The 22,090-nt window shown below is 43.4% G+C and carries 12 protein-coding genes and 4 pseudogenes; 11 read left to right on the top strand and 5 right to left on the bottom strand.

Features of this window, described 5'->3' with window-relative positions; all coding sequences use genetic code 11:
- Both V7L29_RS06615 and V7L29_RS06610 read left to right on the top strand, forming a co-directional pair.
- Positions 1-202 (top strand): annotated as a pseudogene (locus V7L29_RS06615) (calcium-binding protein); the annotation flags it as partial.
- Between the two features lie 451 nt (positions 203-653).
- Positions 654-2,969: pseudogene (locus V7L29_RS06610) on the top strand (beta strand repeat-containing protein); the annotation flags it as partial.
- Positions 2,970-3,517: 548 nt separating this feature from the next.
- On the opposite strand, the gene V7L29_RS06605 reads toward V7L29_RS06610, so the two are convergent.
- Positions 3,518-4,843: a DUF58 domain-containing protein gene (locus tag V7L29_RS06605; protein WP_334734923.1), complete on the bottom strand. Its 1,326-nt coding sequence runs from the start codon at positions 4,841-4,843 to the stop codon at positions 3,518-3,520.
- Positions 4,844-5,294: 451 nt separating this feature from the next.
- On the opposite strand from V7L29_RS06605, the gene V7L29_RS06600 reads away from it, so the two are divergent.
- The 3 genes from V7L29_RS06600 to V7L29_RS06590 all read left to right on the top strand — a co-directional run bounded on the left by V7L29_RS06600 (position 5,295) and on the right by V7L29_RS06590 (position 9,858).
- On the top strand, positions 5,295-5,459 hold the full coding sequence (locus V7L29_RS06600) for a hypothetical protein (protein WP_334734922.1): 165 nt from the start codon (positions 5,295-5,297) through the stop codon (positions 5,457-5,459).
- A gap of 175 nt (positions 5,460-5,634) precedes the next feature.
- A complete protein-coding gene (locus V7L29_RS06595; RefSeq protein ID WP_334734921.1) occupies positions 5,635-6,639 on the top strand; it encodes a helix-turn-helix transcriptional regulator in 1,005 nt (334 codons plus the stop codon).
- Positions 6,640-7,098: 459 nt separating this feature from the next.
- Positions 7,099-9,858, top strand: coding sequence for a TonB-dependent siderophore receptor (locus tag V7L29_RS06590; protein ID WP_334734920.1), 2,760 nt, complete (start codon positions 7,099-7,101; stop codon positions 9,856-9,858).
- Positions 9,859-10,049: 191 nt separating this feature from the next.
- On the opposite strand, the gene V7L29_RS06585 is transcribed toward V7L29_RS06590, so the two are convergent.
- Positions 10,050-10,157, bottom strand: a complete 108-nt coding sequence (locus V7L29_RS06585; RefSeq protein WP_334689748.1) for a hypothetical protein — start codon at positions 10,155-10,157, stop codon at positions 10,050-10,052.
- A 248-nt stretch (positions 10,158-10,405) separates the two neighbouring features.
- Between V7L29_RS06585 and V7L29_RS06580 the strand changes: the two genes are divergently transcribed.
- On the top strand, positions 10,406-10,870 hold the full coding sequence (locus V7L29_RS06580) for a hypothetical protein (RefSeq protein ID WP_334689745.1): 465 nt from the start codon (positions 10,406-10,408) through the stop codon (positions 10,868-10,870).
- 768 nt (positions 10,871-11,638) lie between these two features.
- Positions 11,639-12,502 (top strand): annotated as a pseudogene (locus tag V7L29_RS06575) (TonB-dependent siderophore receptor); the annotation flags it as partial.
- Between the two features lie 244 nt (positions 12,503-12,746).
- Here the strand turns inward: V7L29_RS06575 and argJ are convergent.
- Together argJ and gatB are read right to left on the bottom strand one after the other, a co-directional pair.
- Complete coding sequence (gene argJ, locus V7L29_RS06570) at positions 12,747-14,060, bottom strand: bifunctional ornithine acetyltransferase/N-acetylglutamate synthase (RefSeq protein WP_334734919.1); 1,314 nt, start codon at positions 14,058-14,060, stop codon at positions 12,747-12,749.
- Positions 14,061-15,100: 1,040 nt separating this feature from the next.
- Positions 15,101-16,576 carry an Asp-tRNA(Asn)/Glu-tRNA(Gln) amidotransferase subunit GatB gene (gene gatB, locus V7L29_RS06565; protein WP_334689743.1) on the bottom strand — a complete coding sequence of 492 codons (1,476 nt, stop codon included), beginning with the start codon at positions 16,574-16,576 and terminating at the stop codon, positions 15,101-15,103.
- A gap of 130 nt (positions 16,577-16,706) precedes the next feature.
- Here gatB and V7L29_RS06560 point away from each other — a divergent pair, with 130 nt between their 5' ends.
- Both V7L29_RS06560 and V7L29_RS06555 read left to right on the top strand, forming a co-directional pair.
- Positions 16,707-17,138: an AAA family ATPase gene (locus V7L29_RS06560; RefSeq protein WP_334734918.1), complete on the top strand. Its 432-nt coding sequence runs from the start codon at positions 16,707-16,709 to the stop codon at positions 17,136-17,138.
- Positions 17,139-17,726: 588 nt separating this feature from the next.
- On the top strand, positions 17,727-18,776 hold the full coding sequence (locus V7L29_RS06555) for an adenosine deaminase (RefSeq protein ID WP_334689741.1): 1,050 nt from the start codon (positions 17,727-17,729) through the stop codon (positions 18,774-18,776).
- A gap of 523 nt (positions 18,777-19,299) precedes the next feature.
- On the opposite strand, the gene V7L29_RS06550 is transcribed toward V7L29_RS06555, so the two are convergent.
- The gene (locus V7L29_RS06550; protein ID WP_334734917.1) at positions 19,300-19,563 is read right to left on the bottom strand and encodes a rhodanese-like domain-containing protein; all 264 of its coding nucleotides are present in this window, start codon (positions 19,561-19,563) and stop codon (positions 19,300-19,302) included.
- A 170-nt stretch (positions 19,564-19,733) separates the two neighbouring features.
- Between V7L29_RS06550 and mutL the strand changes: the two genes are divergently transcribed.
- Together mutL and V7L29_RS35450 are read left to right on the top strand one after the other, a co-directional pair.
- Complete coding sequence (gene mutL, locus V7L29_RS06545) at positions 19,734-21,476, top strand: DNA mismatch repair endonuclease MutL (RefSeq protein WP_334734916.1); 1,743 nt, start codon at positions 19,734-19,736, stop codon at positions 21,474-21,476.
- Positions 21,477-21,823: 347 nt separating this feature from the next.
- Positions 21,824-22,023, top strand: a pseudogene (locus tag V7L29_RS35450) (HsdM family class I SAM-dependent methyltransferase).
- The last annotated feature ends 67 nt before the right edge of the window (positions 22,024-22,090 follow it).

The raw sequence follows: 22,090 nt of genomic DNA, 5'->3' as shown, positions 1-22,090 counted from the left end.
GTTATCAATCGGTTCACTTCAGACAAGCCAGTTTACAATCGGAACATCTGCAACCACAAGCAATCAACGATTTATCTATAATAATATTACAGGTGGACTGTACTTTGATCTTGATGGTAGTGCGGGTGGATTTACTCAAGTAAAATTTGCACAACTATTGAGTGGAGTGTCATTAACCAAAAACAATTTTGTGGTTGTTTAATCTTAATTAGCGTGCCATTACTAAGTGGCACGGATTGCAAGGTGCTTTTGTAAGCACCTTGCATTTGATTGTTCAATGCAACGTCGTGTTAACAAAGAGTAGATATTGGATATTGGGTTTGGTTCCTCAAATTTCGGCATGAATACGGATGGGGAAGCAGGTGTTCTTGGGCTAAGTTGGCTCATGTCTGCGTTCTCCTTCTAGCAAGTTGTAGCGATTCTTGCTATTTGTACAGTGCAGAAGACTTAGATTGTCCTAAATAGCTAGATAAGTGCTATTTGCAAGCTAGTCAACAGGATGAATCTTCCAAGAAAAATTACTGATCCTCAAGAGTGACATCAAGTATGCCGAAAAAGTTAACTTTCCCTAGTTTCTTTGTACCATAAAATAGCGCAGATAGCAGGTTGAAAACTTCAGATACTGAAAAAATCGATTTAGGTAAGTAAAAGTTATGGCAAATATCATTGGAACCAACGGTAATGATACCCTACTGGGTAGTAACGGTGCAGACACAATTAATGGCAAAGCAGGTAACGATAACATTACTGCTAACACGGGCAACGACACTTTGACTGGTGGAGGTGGCAAGGATCTATTTGTTTACAACTTCGGCGATGGCACTGATACTATTACTGATTTCGGTGGGGTAGGTAAAGGAATAAACCCGACAACAGCAGTCATTGCGGAAGTGGATACCATCAAATTTGAAGGCTTCACTGCCCGAAATCTGTTGCTCACCCAGAACGCCAGCAATTTGGTAATCAGCTTTGATGGGGTAGATGGTACACAAGTTATTCTACAAAATTTCAAATTAGAAAACTTGGAGAACCTGAAAGCTTCTGGAGCAAGACCAGCTCTTGGTAATATCCTGTTTGATGGGCAAACTAACATCACCGACAATTTTGATGTCCTCGATGCCGACTCTACTGAAACTAACCTAAGCATCAAGAACATGGTAACTTTTCTTAATGACCTCTCTAATAATATTACGGGTTTAGATAACTCAGATGATGTTGTCAATGGTCAGGGAGGTAATGATAAAATCGACGGCTTGAGTGGCAACGACTTGCTGCGGGGTGGTGCTGGCAATGATACTCTCATTGGTGGTGTAGGGAATGATACTCTCATTGGTGGTGCGGGGAATAACACTTTCACGGGTGGTGCTGGTGACGATTACTTGAGGGCTGACTTTTTAACAGGTGATAACCTACTGGATGGTGGTGATGAGAATGATTCTCTCTTTGCTTCTGGAGACTACTACCTCGGTAGTATTGCTTCAGGCAATAACACCCTTAACGGTGCTGCTGGTAACGATACCTTGAGTGCTGACATTTCAACAGGTAATAATCTACTAGATGGTGGGGATGGCAATGATTCTCTCTCTACCGAGGGTAACTACTACAACCGAAAAGTCTATCTGGTCTCAGGGAATAACACCCTTAAGGGTGGCGCTGGTGACGATTTCTTGAGTGCTGACATTTCAACAGGCAATAACTTACTGGATGGTGGCACTGGTGTCGATTTCTTAAGTGCCAGAGATTCAACAGGCGATAACCTACTAGATGGTGGGGATGGCAATGATGCGCTCATCCTCGCTAGCTCATACATTGGTGGGGTATCTGGTGATAACACCCTCAAAGGTGGCGCTGGTGAAGATGACTTGGAAGTTGCAAATTTAACAGGCAATAATCTACTAGATGGTGGTGATGGCAATGACATTTTCATTTTAAATGAATTATCTACTGTCCCTTCCTCCTTAGTAACTCAAACGGTAGATGGAGGAATAGGTAACGACGATGTTTTGTACATCAATTTCTACTCTGGCAATCCTACTGTGGCAATCACATCTACTTTCAATGCCACTACTAACCAAAGCTCGATTACGGTGGGCACAAATCGGGTTAATTACAAGAATATCGAAAGATTAGGTATCAGAGGTACACTCTATGATGACAATATTGTAGGGAGCAATGGTAACGATACGCTCTACGGGGGCAGTAATGGCAATGATACGATTATTGGCGGTGGAGGTAATGATTACTTGGATCTTGACGCTTCAACAGGTAAAAACCTGCTCTCTGGAGGCGATGGCAATGATACTCTCTTTGCCGATGGCTCCTTGAGATACTACCGTGGAGATATAATCTCTGCCGATGCAATCTCTGGCAATAACACCCTTAACGGTGGCACTGGTAACGATACCTTAAATGTTAACTTTTCAACAGGTAATAACCTGCTCTCTGGAGGCGATGGCAATGATTCTCTCTTTGCTTCTGCCTACTTCGACAACGAATACAAAGTCTATGCCGCTTCTGGTAATAACACCCTCAACGGTGGTGCTGGTAATGATACCTTGAGTGCTAGCGATTCAACAGGTGATAACCTACTCTCTGGAGACGATGGCAATGATATCCTCACAGGTGGCAACGGTAATGATACCCTTTATGGAGGAAATGGTATTGATACTTTTGCTTTCAATAGTTACAACAAAGGTGTTGATCGTCTTTATGACTTCAACCCCACTAATGAAGTAATTCAGATATTGGCTACTGGTTTTGGTGGCGGGTTATCAACACCTTCACTTTCAACTAGCCAGTTTACACTCGGTACATCTGCAACAGCGATCGCTCAACGATTTATCTATGATAATATTACAGGTGCATTGTATTTTGATCTTGATGGCAGTGCGTCTGGATTTACTCAGGTAAAAATTGCACAACTATTGAGTGGTGTGTCACTAACCAAAAACAATTTTGTAGTTGTTTAATCGAAATTATCGCTTTGCCATTATTAAATGGGACGAATTATGAGGTGCTATTTTAAGTACCTCACAACTCGATTGTTCAATACAATTAGTTTGGCGTTGCAGAATAGAAATATGAATTAGGGCGTAGGCGTAGCCCGTCGTAGACATCGCTATGCAATGTCCAAGGTGTGCATCAACTCACACTCATAAGAGAGGAATAGTGGGACTTAGACAAAAAACACTCAAAAAATCGCCTCAAATTTATATACAGAAAGACTTTGACATCGTTAGGCTTAGTTGATTGATATATCTGGGTTTGGGCTATTTTTGAGCATTTGGTGTATTTCCCTTACCCTGCAAGGGTTTGAGGCTTGTTTATCCCGAAAAAATGTTTAAGTCCCGATAGCCGCCCGCCAACTTGGGGCATTGGGAACTGTTCCCAATGCCCGATTCTCCATTTCCCATGCCCAAATACTCCATCCCAAGAGTAGGTGGAGTATTTCATTTCTTTAGGCAAGTATTGCGAGGTGCTCTTGTAAGCATCTCGCATTTATGCAACGCCCAATTAGCTAAAGTTGATTTCGTGCTTTGAGTTGCAGATATCGCTCAACCACCCGATCAGCAATTTGATTTGCTGGTGCATCTAGTACTAATACACCTTTTTGTTTCAACTGAGCAAATGCTACTTGTCGTTGCATTAATAAATCTAGTGCCACTGCACGGGCATAAGTATCTGTAACATCATCTGTAAAGGTGTGTGCCAGATGATCAACTTGCGGATCTCGTAAAGTAACACAAAATGGCAGATAGCGGGGTGTTAGGTTGGAGAGTGCGGCGAGGAGTTCTGTAGAAGCGGTGACATCAACTAAGTCGGTAATTACGACTACCAGCGCCCTGCGAGTTTGTCGCTGCAAAACATTTGTCACCGCCCCCAAATAATCAGATTCAAATAACAGTGGTTGAATTGGAGTTAGGCGATCAATTAGCTGATTCAAATAATGTTGACCGCGTTCTGGGGGAATCCACGTATGCATCTGGCGGTCAAATACACCAACACCGACGCGATCGCCTCGATGTAAACCCGCCAATGCTAAGGATAAAGTTGCATTCAAACCCCAGTCGAATCGCTGCAAATTCTGCACTTTTGCTGTCATCAACCGCCCGCGATCAAGCAATATCAGTAAAGTTTGTTCCTGTTCTGGTTCCAGAACCCTCACCAGTGGCGTTGCATTCCCATAGGCCCCAACCCGACGGGCGGTAGCTTTCCAATCAATAAACCGCAAATCGTCACCAGTGCGATAGTTCCGCAGTTCGGCAAACTCTGTACCAATACCAGTTTGGCGAGATTGGCGGATTGATCCTGATGATTGCAGTGTCAGACGAATTGTGAGCGATCGCAACCCCACTAAATCAGGATAAACTTTCACTGGCAGACTTTGGGGAATTTGCCAATCATCCCAAGCTAATCCCCAAAGTCCCAACTGTCGGACTTGAATATTTCCCCAAGGAAACTCTCCCCGCTGTGTCGGGTTGACGGTATACGTCAATTCTTGGGTGCTGTTACTTTTAACAATAGCCCGGAGTGCAGGTGCAGATACGCCAAACCCTGTTGGGTAGTAATCGCAGATTTCAATTAAGGCGTTGGCATTTGGCGATGTTACTTTTAGGATCACCGGATTATCCCGCCCAATCGATAATCGCGACGGTAATTCGCGGGTAATTTGCACGCGAGAACGCCGCACCCGTAAACCATCTATAACCATCAATCCGAGAACAATCCCATCAAATAGCAAAGTGATGGCGATAGTTGCTCTAATGCCGATAAATAAAGATAAGATCAGGGCGATCGCTATACCCAAAACCAACAATAAATAAACTCGTCTGGAAGGAAGCATTTTTTAGAGTGAGAAGTTAGGAGAATGACGATTAGCTTAACCTACGTCATCATGGGTAAAGCAGTTAAAGAGGAAGTCTAAGGCAATGTCGGTAGCTGTCAAATTACGGTTTTGCATGGCATTTTGGAATTAAAAAGCTTAATAGCAATCCTAAATCATTCGTGAGAAACAAGATCCCCGACATCTTTGACATATCGGGGATCTATCTGGCCGTAGGCATCGCGCAGGAGTTCAGAGCATCCACGAAGGGCGATGTCTAACGACAAGCCAAAGAAGCGTCTACGCACAATAGAAATGTCACAGTCACCTCGTAATTAACTGACTACTGAATTCTTCTTCAACACAGTTACATCGCAATAAGTTGTGCTGTTGTCAATAGTTAAGGATAAATTATAGTAAAATTATTGAAAATAATTAGTATTAATTTAATGCTATCTACCAGTCGCCAACTATGAGCATTAGCCCCACTATAATATCAGAGTGGCAAGAATTGTGGGCAGAAACTGCCAAAAATAGCCAGCAAAACTCATTAGAGCCATTTGAATCATATTGTCAAGTACCTAGACAATTTGGCAAAGGATATGTGCGAAATATCGAAGTGTACCCCCAACTGTAGTTTGCGATTGAGGACTACGAATATTATGCCCCAAGCGACGGGGCGGCTTTTCTCCTTGCCTACGAGGTTGTACTGGTTTACCGTCGCTTTCAATAAAGATGCAAATTATTCCTATCTATAGCTGACAATTAGCCGTTTAGATTGACCATTTACCTGACCTACCCCAAGACTCGCCATGACCATCACCGTTTCAGAGCAAGCATACAATGAACTGTTTCAAGAAGCTAAAGAAACCACCACTTACCTAACTGCAAAGGATCAATCCAATGAGTGGGATTCGATCTATAAATATCCGCCGACTTTGGGGCAAGGATTGATTCGGAGAATCCGGTTGCGTGAAGGAATATGGTTGTGGATCAAGGACTATCAACTGCACGATGATTTTGTGATTAAGTGTTGCGATGATTTTCAAGGGCTGGGATTTAGCTTCTTTTTGCAAGGGGAATACATCTATGATGACGTGCCGCATGAAGCTAGGCAGTATCTTGTTTGCGGTAGTGGAAACGAAGCCGCAGCCGTTCGTAAGGAATTTGCCAAGCAACGATTTTTGCGAATTGATGTAGGACTGCAACCAGGGGTGCTGCGATCGTTTATGGGCAATGACTCAGGCGAACTCCCTCCCGAATTGCAACATCTGGTTCATTCCCCTGAGCAACCCTCTAACTGGCATTTGGGTACGACAACCCCTGTTATGCAAAGCATTGCACGGCAAATTTTGCACTGTCCTTACCAGGGCATTTCCAAACGCATTGATCTGGAGAGCAAAGTATTGCAATTACTGGTGTTGCTAGTAGAACAAGAGATAGAACTTCACACTGAGCGCCGTACTATCCCTCCACTCAAGTCCGGAACGCTGGAGCGAATTTATTATGCCAGGGAAATTCTACTCCGACATCTAAATTGTCCACCGTCTCTGTCTGGGTTGGCACAACAGGTGAAGTTGAATGAATATACGCTCAAGCAAGGCTTTCATCAGGTATTTGGCACTACTGTATTTGGTTATTTACATGAATATCGCCTGGAACAGGCACGACAATTGCTCGAAGCCCAGGACATGAAAACATCGGAAGTTGCCCAAGCCGTGGGCTTTGCCAATCGGGGCTATTTTGCAGCCCTATTCAGGCAGAAATTTGGACTCAACCCGAAGGAATACCGGAAGCAGCGAACAAACGACTGCTAGTGATCAAAAAAAACTCCGTCTGGTGATCAAATGCGCTTCAACTTTGCTCCACAAGTCGGTAAGCTTCTTAAAATAACGTGAGTTTGATGAGTCATATATAGCGGTTCTCGTTTACATGAAGTACATTTTCCAACCTTATCCCCAATCCCTATCCTTACCAAGGAAAGGGGTTGGAGGTGAGGTGACAACTGTGTTGCACCGAAGTCAGAACCGCTATAGTCTCCCTCTAAATTAGCTGTAGAAAAAGACCTCTAAGAGATTTTACTACGTAAAACCGTCCCTCTCGCCCGTCGGAGAGAGACAAACTTGAACTTGAATTCAAGGCAACGAGAGGTTTATGCGAACTCACGTTAAAAGAGAGTCCGGGATTAGCACCCACAAGGAAGGTTCTCCCGCCGCTTTCAATGCAAGGTATGTCTTGGGAGCAAAGTTTTGTGAAATGGTATGTAGGGAGTTGTTATGAAGTGTTGGCATTTGTTTAGTAGTGTTCATCTCTGGTTAGCAATATTTTTATGGGCATGCGGTAATGCTTTTGCCATTGGACCGAGAGGAGCACAAAATCGGGAAAATTTAACGACAAATCTGGCTCAAAGGGTAGTTCCTCCAGCCGATGTCTACAGCGGGCTGCGCCTACGCCAACCTCTGAAAAAATGGGTAAATCAGAATAAAGTTCGCCTTGACAAAGCGCGATCGCTTGAGCAAACCGAAAGCAAGATTCGACAACTCAGCGAGATAGAATTTCCGAACACCAGCGCCCAAATGCTTGTACAGTCGCCAGCACAACAAACTCTCCCCGTGCCAACAATTGTCCAAGTGACATCCGTCAAAGCTAATCCTACTAATAAAGGTGTAGAGGTAATTTTACAGACCTCGAAAGGTCAACAATTGCAATTAGTAAACCGCAGTGCTGGCAATAACTTTATCGCTGATATTCCAAATGCTCAACTGCGCTTACCGTCAGGCGATGCATTCACATTCCGATCCCAAAAACCGATTGCAGGTCTTCGTGAGATAACGCTAGCGAATTTTGATGCCAATACAATCCGGGTAACAGTGACAGGGGAAGCAGGAGTACCAATTGTCGAATTATTTGACAGTCCAGACGAAGGTCTAATCTTCTCTGTTGCCAGTACTGCACCATCAGCACAACAGGGGCAACCCCAAACACAGCAGCCCCAAAACCAAACACAACCAAGTCAACCATCTGCATCAGGTGATCAGCCAATTGAGTTGGTGGTCACAGGTGAGCAAGATGGGTATCGCGCGACAGATGCTTCAACTGCCACCAAAACCGATACCCCCCTGCGCGACATTCCCCTATCGATTCAGGTGGTGCCCCGCCAAGTGCTAGAAGACCAGCAGACCAGAACCCTCACAGAAGCCCTAAGAAATGTCCCCGGTGTAGCCCAGGGAGGAGGATCAACCCGTGGAACCTATGAGGTACCTTTGATCCGAGGCTTTTTTGGTGGCTTTGATATCAAAAGAAACGGATTGAGAGACGCAAGTAATCTGTATGCGGCTTTTGATAGGGCTGGTATCGACCGGGTTGAAGTGCTCAAAGGACCTGCCTCTGTTCTCTACGGTGAGGGTTCATTGGGAGGGGTGATTAATTATATCACCAAACAACCCTTGAACGAACCTTACCACGCACTAGAAGCCTCTGTTGGTAGCTTCAATTTCTATCGTGGTGCTGTTGACCTGACAGGTCCCCTCAATCCCAGCAAAACGGTGTTGTATCGTCTCAACCTCGCGGCTCAAACGACCGAAAGTTTCCTAGATTTCTATAATCAACAGAGATACTTTGTAGCACCTGTTGTTTCCTGGCAACTGGGCGATCGCACCAAAATTACTTTTTCTAGCGAGTATCAGGTGCGACCTCAAAAGAATGGTGCTATGGGTATTCCTGCTGAAGGAAGTGTCCTACCCAATCCGAATGGCAAAATTCCCCGCAATCGTAATACAAACGAGCCAAATAGTACGAGCGATACAAGTATCCTTCGCCTTGGCTACGATCTCGAACATCGCTTTAGCTCTAACTGGCAGCTCCGTAGCGCCTTTGAATATTCGTCGTTTCAAAGGTATAAAAATTATCTCTTTAACCGCACTTTAGCTGAGGATGAGCGTACCTTAGGTAGACAATTCACCACAGGTGTGAATGATGAAAGAAATTATGGTATTGAGACGTATGTGGTGGGTAAGTTTGCTACAGGCAGCATTAGGCATCAACTTGTCACAGGTTTTAATTTCACCAAGCATACTGATGATACGACCAGTAATTTCAGCCAAGGTGCTACACTTGACCTGTTTAACCCGGTATACGGTAGGCAACCAGGTCCCATTACCAGTAGGTATTACTATTTTGCCTTCACAGATTCATTCGGTGTTTATGTTCAAGATCAGGTCACATTAGCTTCTAATCTGAAGTTGCAATTAGGTTTGGAGTTTGATACCTATAAGCAGACCTCAGGGAATCGGATTGACAATACCAAAGAAAATGACTATAGCGATGCTTTTAGTCCGCGTGTCGGGATTGTCTATCAACCAATTGAGGCAATTTCGCTATATGCTAACTATAGTCGTTCCTTTAGCCCAAATACTGGAAGAGCTTTTGACGGGAGTGTATTTGAACCCCTACGCGGCACCTCCTATGAAGTGGGCATCAAAGGAGATATTAGCAATCGACTGTCCGCGACCCTTGCCTTTTACGACCTGACACTCTCCAATGTCCCGACCACTGATCCAGTCAATCCTGACTTCTCCATCCTAACCGGAGAACAACGTAGTAAGGGGGTTGAATTTAGCGTTGGTGGTGAAATTTTACCAGGGTGGAACATCATTGCAGGCTACGCTTACACAGAAGCAGAAGTGAGCAATGACACTAATTCTAGTTTGGTAGGCAACTTGCTGGATAATGTTCCCAAACACAGCTTTAACTTATGGACCTCGTACGAAATTCAAAGCGGTGACTTCAAAGGCTTGGGTTTGGGTATAGGTTTATTTTACGTTGGACAACGCCAAGGAGACTTAGATAATACCTTCACTTTGCCTAGTTATTTTTTGACCGAAGCGGCTATCTTCTATAAGCAAGACAGATTTAAGGCAGCGCTTAATTTCAAGAATTTGTTTGACGTTGACTATTTTGAATCTGCTGAGAACAGGGTAAATGTTTTTTATGGCGATCCGTTCACGATACAAGCAACGATTTCATGGGAGTTTTAGAGAGGTGAGGGGAATAGAGGGCGATCATCGACTGAACAACTTGCCCCAATACAGTTTTAATTTGTGGACAACATTTAAAAATTCGTAATTCGTAATTATGATGAAATTCAACCCAGAAGTTTGAAAGGATTAGGCAAGGCTTGGGGCTAAAAGCTCATCGCGCTTCGAGCCTTGAGAGTAAATCAGCCACACTAGTAAAATCTAACAGTGCAACACCCAAGATTTTCTAATTGTTCTAAACAGAGAGTTTCAACCCGTTGACGTACTTGTTGAGGTAATTCTTTTAAGAGTCGAGTCAGTAGACAAAGAATGAGCGATCGCGCTTCTGCTTCTCCTCCCTTTTCCTATCCCATGTATTGGAGAATTTGTCAGTTGCAATCCAATTAAATTTTGTTAACTTAAAAGTAAGAAAAAATATCCCACCTACACAAAATTGGAATTGGATATCTTTTTTGGAAACCAGGATCAAGTCTTGAAAACCGCCTGTTTTAAGCATTTTTCAAGTCTATCTTAATTACGAATAAGGAATTACGAATTAGGAACTACTATGACACCTGAAAAGCAAATTCAGCAGCAAATTGCCGAAAACCTCGTTTCATTAGGTGAAATCTTGTTTAGCGCCCAAGCATGGAAGTTCTTCCAAAAACTAGGCAGGGGCTACCTATATCTGCATAAAGTACTTCAGATTGAGCATACTAGTGGCAATAATTTTTCGCTAATTGAAGGTGCATCGCAGCTAGGAGACAGAATGTATTATACTGCTAAAGGCACTGAAGCTTGGCAGATGATGCAACTCTCAGCAGCAGCCGCCAGACAACCAATACTATATGCCCAGTTTTGCGCTTTTATTGACAACTACGACCCAAGAAAAGAGTTTGTAGTAATTGTGGGTTTTAACTATGGTTCTGATGCTAGAGAATATTTCTTTTTAAGAAGACCAGAAATTCCGCCTGAGCAAGCTTTTACAATTGTGAGTGATCGCCCCTTAGAATTTGGTATCGAATCACTATAATCTTGATTTGTCTAAGTTTTCAACCATTCAAAGTTATCCTTCAATTTCTTGGTCAAGGTGGTTAAGAGATTAACTCTTTTTTTGCAAGAGATGCATTTTTATTAAATGAATTCTTTGCTGATAGTTTCTGTAATCTTAGTTTCCACCCTCAAGGGTTGCTGAAGCGATGGGCTTTCGTCCCGCCAAGGGCTATCTCCATCAGCAACCCTTAAGTCGTAATCACTACATAAGGAGCAGTATAGTCAGTTCTTGCTGTTTCCACCCTGCTTTGCTCCATACATCTGCAATTACAAAGCCTGTCCTGAGTCGTGCGTGAGATTGCAAATACATTGAGTTGTGTGTTGTCAATAGTTGGGATAAATCGTAGTAAGATTATTAAAAATAAATAGCATTAATTTTGACTATCTACGAGTTACAAACCATGACTATTACCCCTACACCGAATGGCACTAAGTTAAGCTGAAGAGTATGCAGTGTAAGAATTGCAGAGGAGCAGGGGGGCAGGGGCGCAGAGGAGAATTTCTAAATATCCGAACGCAAGCTTAAAACTTTTTCTTTCTCCCCTGCTCCTTTGCTCCTCTGCACCCCTGCTACCTCAACGATTTTCCCTTTTCTTAGTGCCATTCCCCCTACACCAGAGTGGCAAGAATGGTGGACAGAAGCCGTCAAAAATAGCCCGCAAAATCCATTAGAGCCATTTGAATTTTATTGTCAAGTACCTAGTACGGTAGTCAGCCTTTCGGTGATGTTGAGGTTGATCGGAACTTCTCCAACTCAGATATACTGGGTATTTATGTTCAAGATCAGGTGACACTGGTTGATAATCTGAAACTGCTATTGGGTTTGCGGTTTGACACGCTTAACCAAAGCTCAGGGGATGATAATCAGGGTATCAAAACGGGACAAACGCAATCTAGTGATGCCTTTAGTCGCCGTGTTGGTCTTGTCTATCAGCCGATTCAGTCCATTTCGCTGTATGGCAGCTATAGTCGTGCCTTTACCCCAAACAATGGAAACACCTTTGATGGCAGTGCATTTAAACCACAGTACGGCACTTCCTATGAAGTGGGCATCAAAGGCGATATCAGCAATCAACTGTCGGCGACCCTTGCCTTTTACAATTTAACACTCTTCAATGTTTTGATGGATGATCCAAATCATATAGGCTATTCTATCCAAACAGGTGAGCAGCGCAGCAAAGGGGTTGAACTCAACCTTGGGGGTGAAATTTCACCAGGATGGAATGTTATTGCGGGCTACGCTTACACGGATGTAGAAGTTACCAAAGACACTGACCCTAGTCTGGTAGGTAAGTTACTAAACAATATTCCCAAACATAGCTTTAACATCTGGACAAGCTATGAAATTCAAACGGGCAGTCTGAAAGGATTTGGTGTTGGTGGAGGATTGTTTTTTATAGGTGATAGACAAGGAGATTTAGCGAATACCTTTGAATTACCGAGCTATCTCCGCACCGATGCTGCCATCTTCTATAAACGAGACAGATTCCGGGCAGCGATTAATTTCAAGAATTTGTTTAACGTGGACTATTTTGACTCTGCTCGGAACCAGTTGAATGTTTACTATGGTGATCCATTCGTCGTGCAGGGCACGATTTCGTGGCAGTTTTAGGAGAAGTACGAGCCAGAAAAGCGTGGCAAAAACTTTTTCCATGTCACTGATTCTCGGTGAAATCGAAAAAGTAAAACTACTGTCCCACAAACGTTTCAGCGTCAGCTTCCACGTTGCCAAAAAATGGATCAAGTCGAGCTTAGTTGACGTGGGAAAAGGTGAATGCAGCGATGAAGGATGTTGAAGATTTGAGTTCTTTTAATAGGGACTTAGCGTTAGCAAGTTGTAAACAAGTCAGAGTAGCTTACGTAGTATACTCGGCGTTAATCTTCACATAGTCATAACTCAAATCGCAACCCCAAGCTTTACCTGCACCATGACCGTTGCCAACGCTGACTGCAATGATCACCGGATTATCTACTCGTTGAGCCTTGATAGTGCTTCTATCAAAGGATAAATCATTACTATTATTGGTGGCAATCAAGTCTTTGGGCAGGAAAGAATCAACAGCAGTTTGTTTCAAATAAGCGCTTGCTGCTGCACGATCAAAGGTTAAAGGTTGACCATTTTCCAACATTAAGAAATCGCCTAGCTTAATTTGCAGGTCTTCTTGCTCAAAGGGCACACCTGCACGTCCAGCAGCGGCGGCGATGCGTCCCCAGTTGGGGTCACGTCCAAAAATTGCAGATTTAACTAAGGATGAACCAGCTATGGTTTTGGCTATTTGTAGGGCTGAGAGTTCATCATGGGCCCCTGTCACTTCCACTTCAATTAGACAGGTTGCGCCTTCACCATCACGAGCGATCGCTTTGGCTAAATGCTGACAAACTGCTGTTAACATGGCTTCTAATTTCTCTGCTTCTACGCCCAATTCTGTAATTGCTGGGGTGCGAGATTGACCATTTGCCAAGGCGATTAAGCTATCGTTAGTGCTGGTATCACCATCCACGGTAATCGAATTAAAGCTTCTATCGGCTGCCCTTGCTAACATCTGCTGCCAAAGGGCTGATGAAACGGCTGCATCACAAGTAACAAATGCCAGCATGGTTGCCATGTTCGGGTGAATCATGCCGGAACCCTTGGCAATACCGCCAATTCGTACCGGGCGATCATTTATAGTTGTCTCTAGGGCAATGGATTTTGTTACCAAGTCTGTAGTGATAATCGCCCCGGCGGCGGCATCTGAGCCTGTTTCTGAGAGTGCTGCTACTACCTTGGGAATCCCGCTTCGCAAAGCATCCATCTTTATTTTTTGACCAATCACGCCAGTGGAAGCCAATAACACAGATTCAGATGGGATGTTCAGTGCTTGGCCTACTGCCATAGCAGATTCTAAGGTATCAAGGTAGCCTTGAGTCCCTGTAGCGGCATTTGCTTGTCCAGCGTTGCAGAGGATAGCACGAGCGCTATGTTTGGCTTGCAAGCGTTGACGACAATATTCTACGCAGGCAGCTTTAACCTGGCTGGTGGTGAATACACCCGCTGCGATCGCTTCCACCTCTGAAAATATCAGAGCTAAATCTGGCAATCCCGAAGGTTTCAACCCTGCGGTAATTCCTGCCGCCTGATACCCCCTTGGTGCTGTGATGCCACCTGTTATTTCTTGCCAATCTGCCATTATTCTTCCTTACAACTATCAATTTTGATTCAATTTGTGCTTTGGAAAAGTGCTGAGTTAGGAGCAAAGCTGGAGACTCCGAAGCTCCGGTTAGGAGTTATTATTCTCCACTTGCTCGCCAGTCCCCAGTCGCTTTTATTGTGAGTTTATTTGCTGATGGCAATAATAATGCACCAGTTGGCGATTGGCATAATTGTTTTTACCTTTCTTATGACAAAAGACAAAAACAAAAAAGGAGAGCCATTTAGGTCGCTCTCTAGATCATCAGAGTGTATCTACTTACTACACTCTATCATTTTTTTTAAGGGTTAATACTTAATTGATGGAAATTCTTTCTAAGAATATTATAATATTATCCGTAAATACCACTAAAATAAAATAAAAAAGAGAGCCACTTAGGCAGCTCTCCAGATCATCAGGGTGCATCTACTTACCACAGCATATCATTTTAGGTATGCGGGTTGCTACCAGTTTTTATGTGAAGATTCCGTGAAGAAGCACCGGGAAAATACTTACTTAGGGCATTGGGCAATTCAATTTTGGATTTTGGATTGATGATTTTAGATTAAATTTCAATTCTTTAATCCGTCTTGGAAAGTTCTGATGCCTACGGCGGGCTGCGCCAACGGATAGCGCAGCGTAAAGCCTTCTCTTCTCTTTCAGAGACGAAGACAGCGAACGAGAGGCTTGTCTGCGACACGCTGTTCGCGAACGCCAACGGCATAGCTTCTCTACAAGACGCTGTTCGCGTTCGCTTAGAGCGAGTCCGCGTACCCCTTCGGGGAAGCTAGCTAGCAAGAGCGTCTGGTAGAGAGCGTCGGAAACCTCCGCTCAGACTTTCCGCAAAATCTAAAATCTAAAATTCTTACTCCCCCGCCCCTTTCACCAAGCATTGTTGACTTGACAGACTACTAGTACTCTGTCAAGCGAAGTTTGAAGAGTAAAGGAACGAACCGCCAAGGACGCAAAGAGCGCAAAGGAAGAAGGAAAAGAGAGAAATAAAAAGTTGATTTACCAAGCAAAGTTAGCTTGATAGACTACTAGGCGTTCAGTTTTTTCTCCACTAATTCGTTAGTCAGCTTAGGATCAGCACGTTTACCTGTCTTTTTCAAAACTTGTCCGACAAAGAAGCCTTTGAGGTTGGTGTTACCGTTGCGATACTTTTCTAGTTCTTTGGGATTGGCGGCTATGACTTGATCAACGATGGGTTCCAGTACACTAGGATCGGTGATTAACTCCTGACCAGCAAAGGCTTTTTCAGGAGAAATACCACTGAGCAAATCTGGCAGCTTTTCTTTAGCTTGAGCATTGCTAATTTTGCCCGTTTCAATGCGAGTGATGATCTCAGCTAGATTGGTGGGAGTCAGGGCAATTTCAGTAATACTGAGTTTTTGCTTATTCAGGTGTGCTGCGATATCTTGAGTAATCCAGTTTGCAGCAGCTTTCGGATTTGCTCCAGCTGCGATCGCAGTTTCAAAATATTCCGCTACGGGATGATCTTCTGTCAACACGCGCGCATCGTAAGCCGAAAGCCCCAACTCACTTTCATAATGATGGCGTTTTTGGGCTGGTAATTCTGGTAATTCGCTGCGCCATTGCTCTAATTGGGCATCTGACACCTCAATCGGTGCTAAATCTGGTTCAGGGAAGTAGCGGTAATCGCTAGAACCTTCTTTTACCCGCATACTACTTGTGCGTTGAGCGCCTTCTTCCCACAGACGAGTTTCTAGGATAATGCGATCGCCTGCTTCGATGGCGGCAATTTGGCGCTCAATTTCGTAGTCAATCGCCCGTTGGATGGCGTTGAACGAGTTCATGTTTTTAATTTCTACCTTGGTGCCAAACTCCTTTTGTCCCACCGGACGCACAGAAATATTGACATCGCAACGCAGAGATCCTTCTTGCATATTGCCGTCACTCACGCCGAGATACCGCACAATCCGGCGTAACTCTTCGGCATATTCAGCAGCTTCTAGCCCAGAACGCAGGTCAGGTTCTGAGACAATTTCCACTAACGGTATACCTGCGCGATTGTAGTCTACCAGAGAATAGGAAGAACCGGAAAGGCGATCGCTGCCGGCGTGTACTAACTTTCCAGCATCTTCCTCCATATGCAAACGCGTAATCCCAATGCGTTTGCGAGTGGGGTTACCCTCAGCATCTACCAATTCAATTTCTAACCAACCATGTTCTGCGATCGGTAGATCATATTGAGAAATTTGGTAATTTTTGGGTAAGTCAGGATAAAAATACTGTTTCCGGTCAAATTTACTATATTTAGCGATTTGACAATTTAGTGCCAAACCAGCCTTGACAGCGTATTCTAATACTTTTTCATTGAGTACAGGTAAAACCCCAGGTAAACCCATACAAATCGGGTCAATGTTAGTATTGGGGTCAGCACCGAATGCCGTAGAGCTATTAGAGAAAATCTTGGTATTAGTACTCAGCTGACAATGGGTTTCTAGACCAATAATCGCTTCATACTCAGTTTTTACGGTTGTAGCAGTGGTCATAATATCAATATTTGGGCAATAATCCTTCTAGTGCTACTATTGTAGCGGCGCATTGAGTTGCCCTGAAGACGGTTATTTGGGTGAGCAATGCTTACCCTCTTGAGCTTGAAAAGGAAGATGTCAACCTAAGGTGAAGAAAATCTTAATCATTGGTTCAGGGGGTGCTGGTAAATCTACCCTAGCACGCGAACTGGGAATCATCTTAGCCCTAGAAGTGATTCACTTGGATGCTTGGTACTGGAATCCTGGCTGGGTTGAGACTCTAAAAGCTAAATGGCAAAGTATAATTCAAAACCTAACCCTACGAGAATCTTGGATTATGGATGGTAACTATGGCGGTACTCTCGACGTTCGTTTGTCGGTTGCAGATACGATAATTTTTTTGGATTTTTCCCGGCTTTTATGTTTGTCGCGAGTGATTAAACGTCGCTTCATGTATGCTGGACAATCTAGACCTGATATGGCATCAGATTGTCCTGAAAGATTGAACTGGGAATTTCTCAAATATGTATGGTCATATCCAATTATTCGTCGTCCTGGAATTCAAGAAAAACTTAGTTAACTAACACCAAGCCAGCAAGTTATTATTCTTCGCAAACCAACAGAAGCCAGAGAGTTTTTACAAAATATTTCCCACTATTAAGATTTACTCAATTGATTTTTATTAATATTATAGCAATCCTAAATGAAATACAAATTAGTAATACTTTTATACTAAAATAAAGTTCTTTACCAATCAACAAGAATTTGGTTTTTCCAAGCTGCATCAGTATGAATCCTGTTCGGATCTCAAATAGGATTGCTATAGCTGAAAGAATATAGCGTTTTCTATTCGTATAAGGTACATCATAGGTGATGATTCCTAATCCTTTCAGCTTTCGCTGTATACCTCATCTAGGCAAAACGAAAAATTAATGATCATGCGATGCCCACGGCGGTAAACTACGCAGCGCTCAAAATTGAGTTAAGCCAGGGGGGCCGGGGGCACTTAGCTCTTGGAGAGAAAGTCGTTTTGATGGGCGTGAAATTGGATAATTTATTTCTTGGAGTTCCCTAACTGAACGTCTTTGCTCTAAATTTTTTCGAGTACAGATTTTTTATTTTGATGTTTTTGTTACAATTATTGAAATTTTTACTTAAAAATACCACTATGGCTTTATATGCTGAATTACATAGACACCTGGGCGGCTCGGTCGTACCGCGAGTTTTATGGCGATATTTCGAGCGACATTCTTCGGAGTTGATTTCCCGTTTTGCTGACTATTCAGAATTTGAAGATTTTTATACCCGCCCACGCAACACCCTAGATGAGTATCTAGAATTACACACCTTGGTAGAAAGTGTGCAAACTGTGGAGACTTTGCCTTACTTTATCTATCGCTTGGTGCGGGGTGCTTACATTTTTGAAAATTTGGCTTATTTGGAACTGCGCTACACTCCTTATTTACGGACACCTGAGCATCTGAATCAATCACAGAGAATTGACAAGATGGCAGAAATCGTGCAAGTAGTAGGACTTGCCAGCCACCAGCCAGAATATCCGATTGTTACTAGCCAAATTCTCTGTATGCACACGCGCCTACCCTATGAGGTGAACAAGGCGATTGTTGATTTGGCGGCGCAAAATAAGCAGTATGTCTGTGCAGTAGATGTAGCAGGGGGTGATAGCTATTATGCTGATCGCTTAGAAGAATGGATTAGCTTATATGATTATGCGCGATCGCTGGGCGTTAACACCACGGGACATTTATATGAAACCACCGCCGGTTGTTACCCTGAACTGTTACCCTATCTCATGCGAATCGGTCACGGCATCCAAATCCCCTTACTGTATCCAGAGTTACTTAATGATGTCGCTAGACGCGGACAGTGTTTGGAGGTTTGTCCCACAACTTACCTAAAAACTGGTACTTTGCAAGATATACGTCAACTCAAATTAGTTTTTGATCGTTGTTTTGATGTTGGGGTCGATATCGCTATTTGTACTGATAATGCTGGGTTGCACAATATGCGTCTGCCATTTGAGTATGAGAATCTCTTGACTTACGACATTATTAGTTTTGAACAACTACAAGCTTGTCAGGATGCTGCTTTTCTTCATGCTTTTGCTTGGCCTTACAGTCAACGCCCTGCATCCCTACTCAATGGGTTACTCAAACCTGAACCACCTAAAGTTTTAGCAATGAGAGACACTAATTAACCACTACCTAGAGGGAAACAGAAAGTCAGGTAATTTCATGTTAATTAATGTTGCAATAAGTGCTTTTTTATGATGCCATAAAAAAAGTTGTAAAGCACAAAATATATCTTGCAAAATTCAATGTTTTAGAGATTAAACTACAGGTACACAGAGATAATTTATCGGTGTTTATCTGTGGTTCTTTTTTTTATTTATTGAGATTTTTGCTATAAGTCTAATGTGCAGTATAAAAAACTAGCAATTATGAAATAATACCAATTCTATGTTGAGAACCATAGTTTTTGCCCTCACTTTAAATCCCTTTCCCAAGTAGGGAGAGGGATTTCTTTCCGGCTCCCCTTCTCCCAATATTGGGAGAAGGGGCTGGGGGATGAGGGTTTTTTCTGTTCATACAGAACTACAGCTTTCAACGTGGACGCAGTTAAATAGATTTGGATTAATATATTTAGGTTAGGTTTACGCGCCAACACCTTCTGTAGCACTATCGGCTGAAATCCAAGCTGAGATACCACCTTTAATTTTGCTACCTCAATAAACCCTGTTCCTCTAAGAATTTGTGCAGCTTGGGTTGTTCGTCACTGTTGCCATAAATATAGATATGGCGTTCTGTATGCAGGAAAGATTTGGCTTGAAATGCCAAATTGTCTAGTGGGATAGATATTGCTCTACTGATCCGACCATGATTGTAGGTGTGGCGATGCCTACGGCGGGTTGCGTCTACGCGCACATCAACAATTATAAAACCTGGTTGACCTGATTGCAAACGGGTCTTTAAATCATGGGACATCAGCAACTATTTTCTTGCTTATAACCTCACAAGCAATTTATCAAAAATTGCCTTTTAATTGAATTTCTTGACAATTAATCAAAATTTCTCGTAAATTTGCCTCCTCATCTCCCTCAACTTCTTCATCTTTCCCCACTTCCCTTGTTCCCAAAAGCTATAAACTATAATTTATGGCATCTACTATTCAAGCTCTACCAACAGAAGTCGTATATCTTATTACAGCTGGTGAGGTAATCGACTCTTTAGCTTCTGTGGTGCGGGAATTGGTAGAAAATTCCCTAGACGCAGGTGCAACACGAGTTGTGGTTTCTCTATGGCCGCACCAATGGCGAATTCGTGTGGCAGATAATGGTTGTGGAATGAACTTAGATGATTTGCGACAAGCAGCCACAGCCCACAGCACCAGTAAAATTCGCTCTAGTGCTGATTTATGGAAAATTAACAGTTTGGGATTTCGTGGCGAGGCGTTGCACAGTTTAACGACTTTGGCAGATTTAGAGATTTTGAGTCGTCCTGTGGGTGGAAAATTAGGATGGCGGATTAACTATGGCGATGGTGGGGAAGTTGTGCAAGTTGAAGTAACTGCGATCGCACCTGGTACAGTGGTTACAGTTTCTCATCTTTTCGGTAATTGCTCATCTCGTCGTCAGGGATTACCCACAGCAGCACAGCAAATGAAAGCCGTGCAAGCCACAATTCAACAAATCGCCCTATGTCATCCTCACGTCACCTGGCAGATTTGGCAAAATGATCGTCAATGGTTCACTATCTCTCCTGCTGCTACAACTGGGCAACTGCTACCGCAGATTTTACCGCAGGTGCGACATGGTGATTTGCAAGAAGTGAAATTAGAACTCCCCAACCCGCCAAACTCAGCACTCCAAACTCCTCACTCTTCACTCGTTACTCTTGACTCAGCACTAAATCTAGTGGTAGGATTACCTGATCGCTGTCATCGTCATCGTCCAGATTGGGTACGTGTAGCCATCAACGGACGGATGGTTAAGACACCAGAACTAGAGCAAACAATTTTATCAGCATTTCACAGAACATTACCACGTGATCGCTATCCAATTTGTTTCTTACATCTTGCCATTTCCCCCGATCAAATTAACTGGAATCGCAATCCAGCAAAAACAGAAATTTACCTTAACGAAATCATTTATTGGCAAGAGCAAATTATCCAAGCAATTAACCAAGCACTCAGCATCTCTTCTACTAATCTTAAAGAAGCTGTTCATACAACACGAGTTAGTCAATTACTCAAAGCTGCAGAAGCCAAAGGCGGCTATAATTTCAATCCTCAAAATTCCAACGAAAATCACAAAACTCCTAACTCCTGTACAGACGCGATTAATCGCGTCTCTACTCCTAACTCCTTGAAGGCTGTCGCTCAAGTTAGCAACACCTATATTGTGGCAGAACATTCAGGTGGTATGTGGTTAGTAGAACAGCACATCGCCCATGAGCGAGTTTTGTATGAGCAATTATGCGAAAATTGGCAACTTGTCCCCGTTGAACCGGCAATCATTCTTTATCAATTGTCGCCAGCGCAAGTATCGCAACTGCAACGCATCGGTTTAGAAATAGAACCCTTTGGCGAACAACTTTGGGCAGTCCGTAACATCCCCGCACCTTTGCAGCAGCGAGACGACTGTGCAGAAGCAATTTTAGAACTTAGTTGGGGAGGCGATTTACAAACAGCCCAAGTAGCTGTCGCCTGTCGCAGCGCTATTCGTAATGGTACACCCATGAAGCAACAAGAAATGCAGACACTTTTAGATAATTGGCAACGCACTCGCAATCCTCGCACCTGTCCCCACGGACGCCCAATTTATCTATCCTTAGAAGAATCAGCTTTAGCCCGGTTTTTCCGGCGTAATTGGGTAATTGGTAAAAGTCATGGAATTTGATGTTTTCAGTGAAACATTAACAATGATGAGGCAATTTTACCAGATGGAACCAAAGTGCAGGGTTACTCGGCTATTTGCGGAATCTCAAAAGCAAAACTGGACGCGATTGCGCTGATGTCATCGCTAAGGTTTTCAAAGATGTCACTAACCGTATGATTAGCGGGACTTTGCTATGGGATGTGCTGAATAAGGTAAATGAAATTACAGCAGTTTTCATGTATTTGAACCACATCTGTTGTAGAGGCACAGCATTACTGTGCCTGTAGAGCGTGGTCTATTTACCTGAAAATAGCTGTAACTTTGATAAATCAGAAGAGGTGAACCTCCTCAGCACCCTTTATGAGTCGATGCTTAAAGAAATGCGGGACTCTGCGGGAGATTCGGGAGAGTTTTACACCCCCCGTCCGGTAGTACGGTTTATCGTGCAGTGATGGAACCGAAGCTGGGGGAAACGATTTTTGACCCGGCTTGCGGAACAGGTGGTTTTTTGGTCGAGGCGTATGAATACTTGAAAAAGAAGGCGTTGCATAATAAAGGGATGAATTGAGGTGTTCTACTGTGCAATGTCCATACTGTGGGTCTACTGAGATTAGAAAAAATGGTACCTGTTGGCA

The organism is Nostoc sp. (genome assembly GCF_036916575.1).
In the GTDB taxonomy this organism is placed as follows: Bacteria; Cyanobacteriota; Cyanobacteriia; order Cyanobacteriales; family Nostocaceae; genus Nostoc.
Note: the sequence above shows the minus strand (reverse complement) of the source record. Positions and strands in the feature narration are given on the sequence as shown.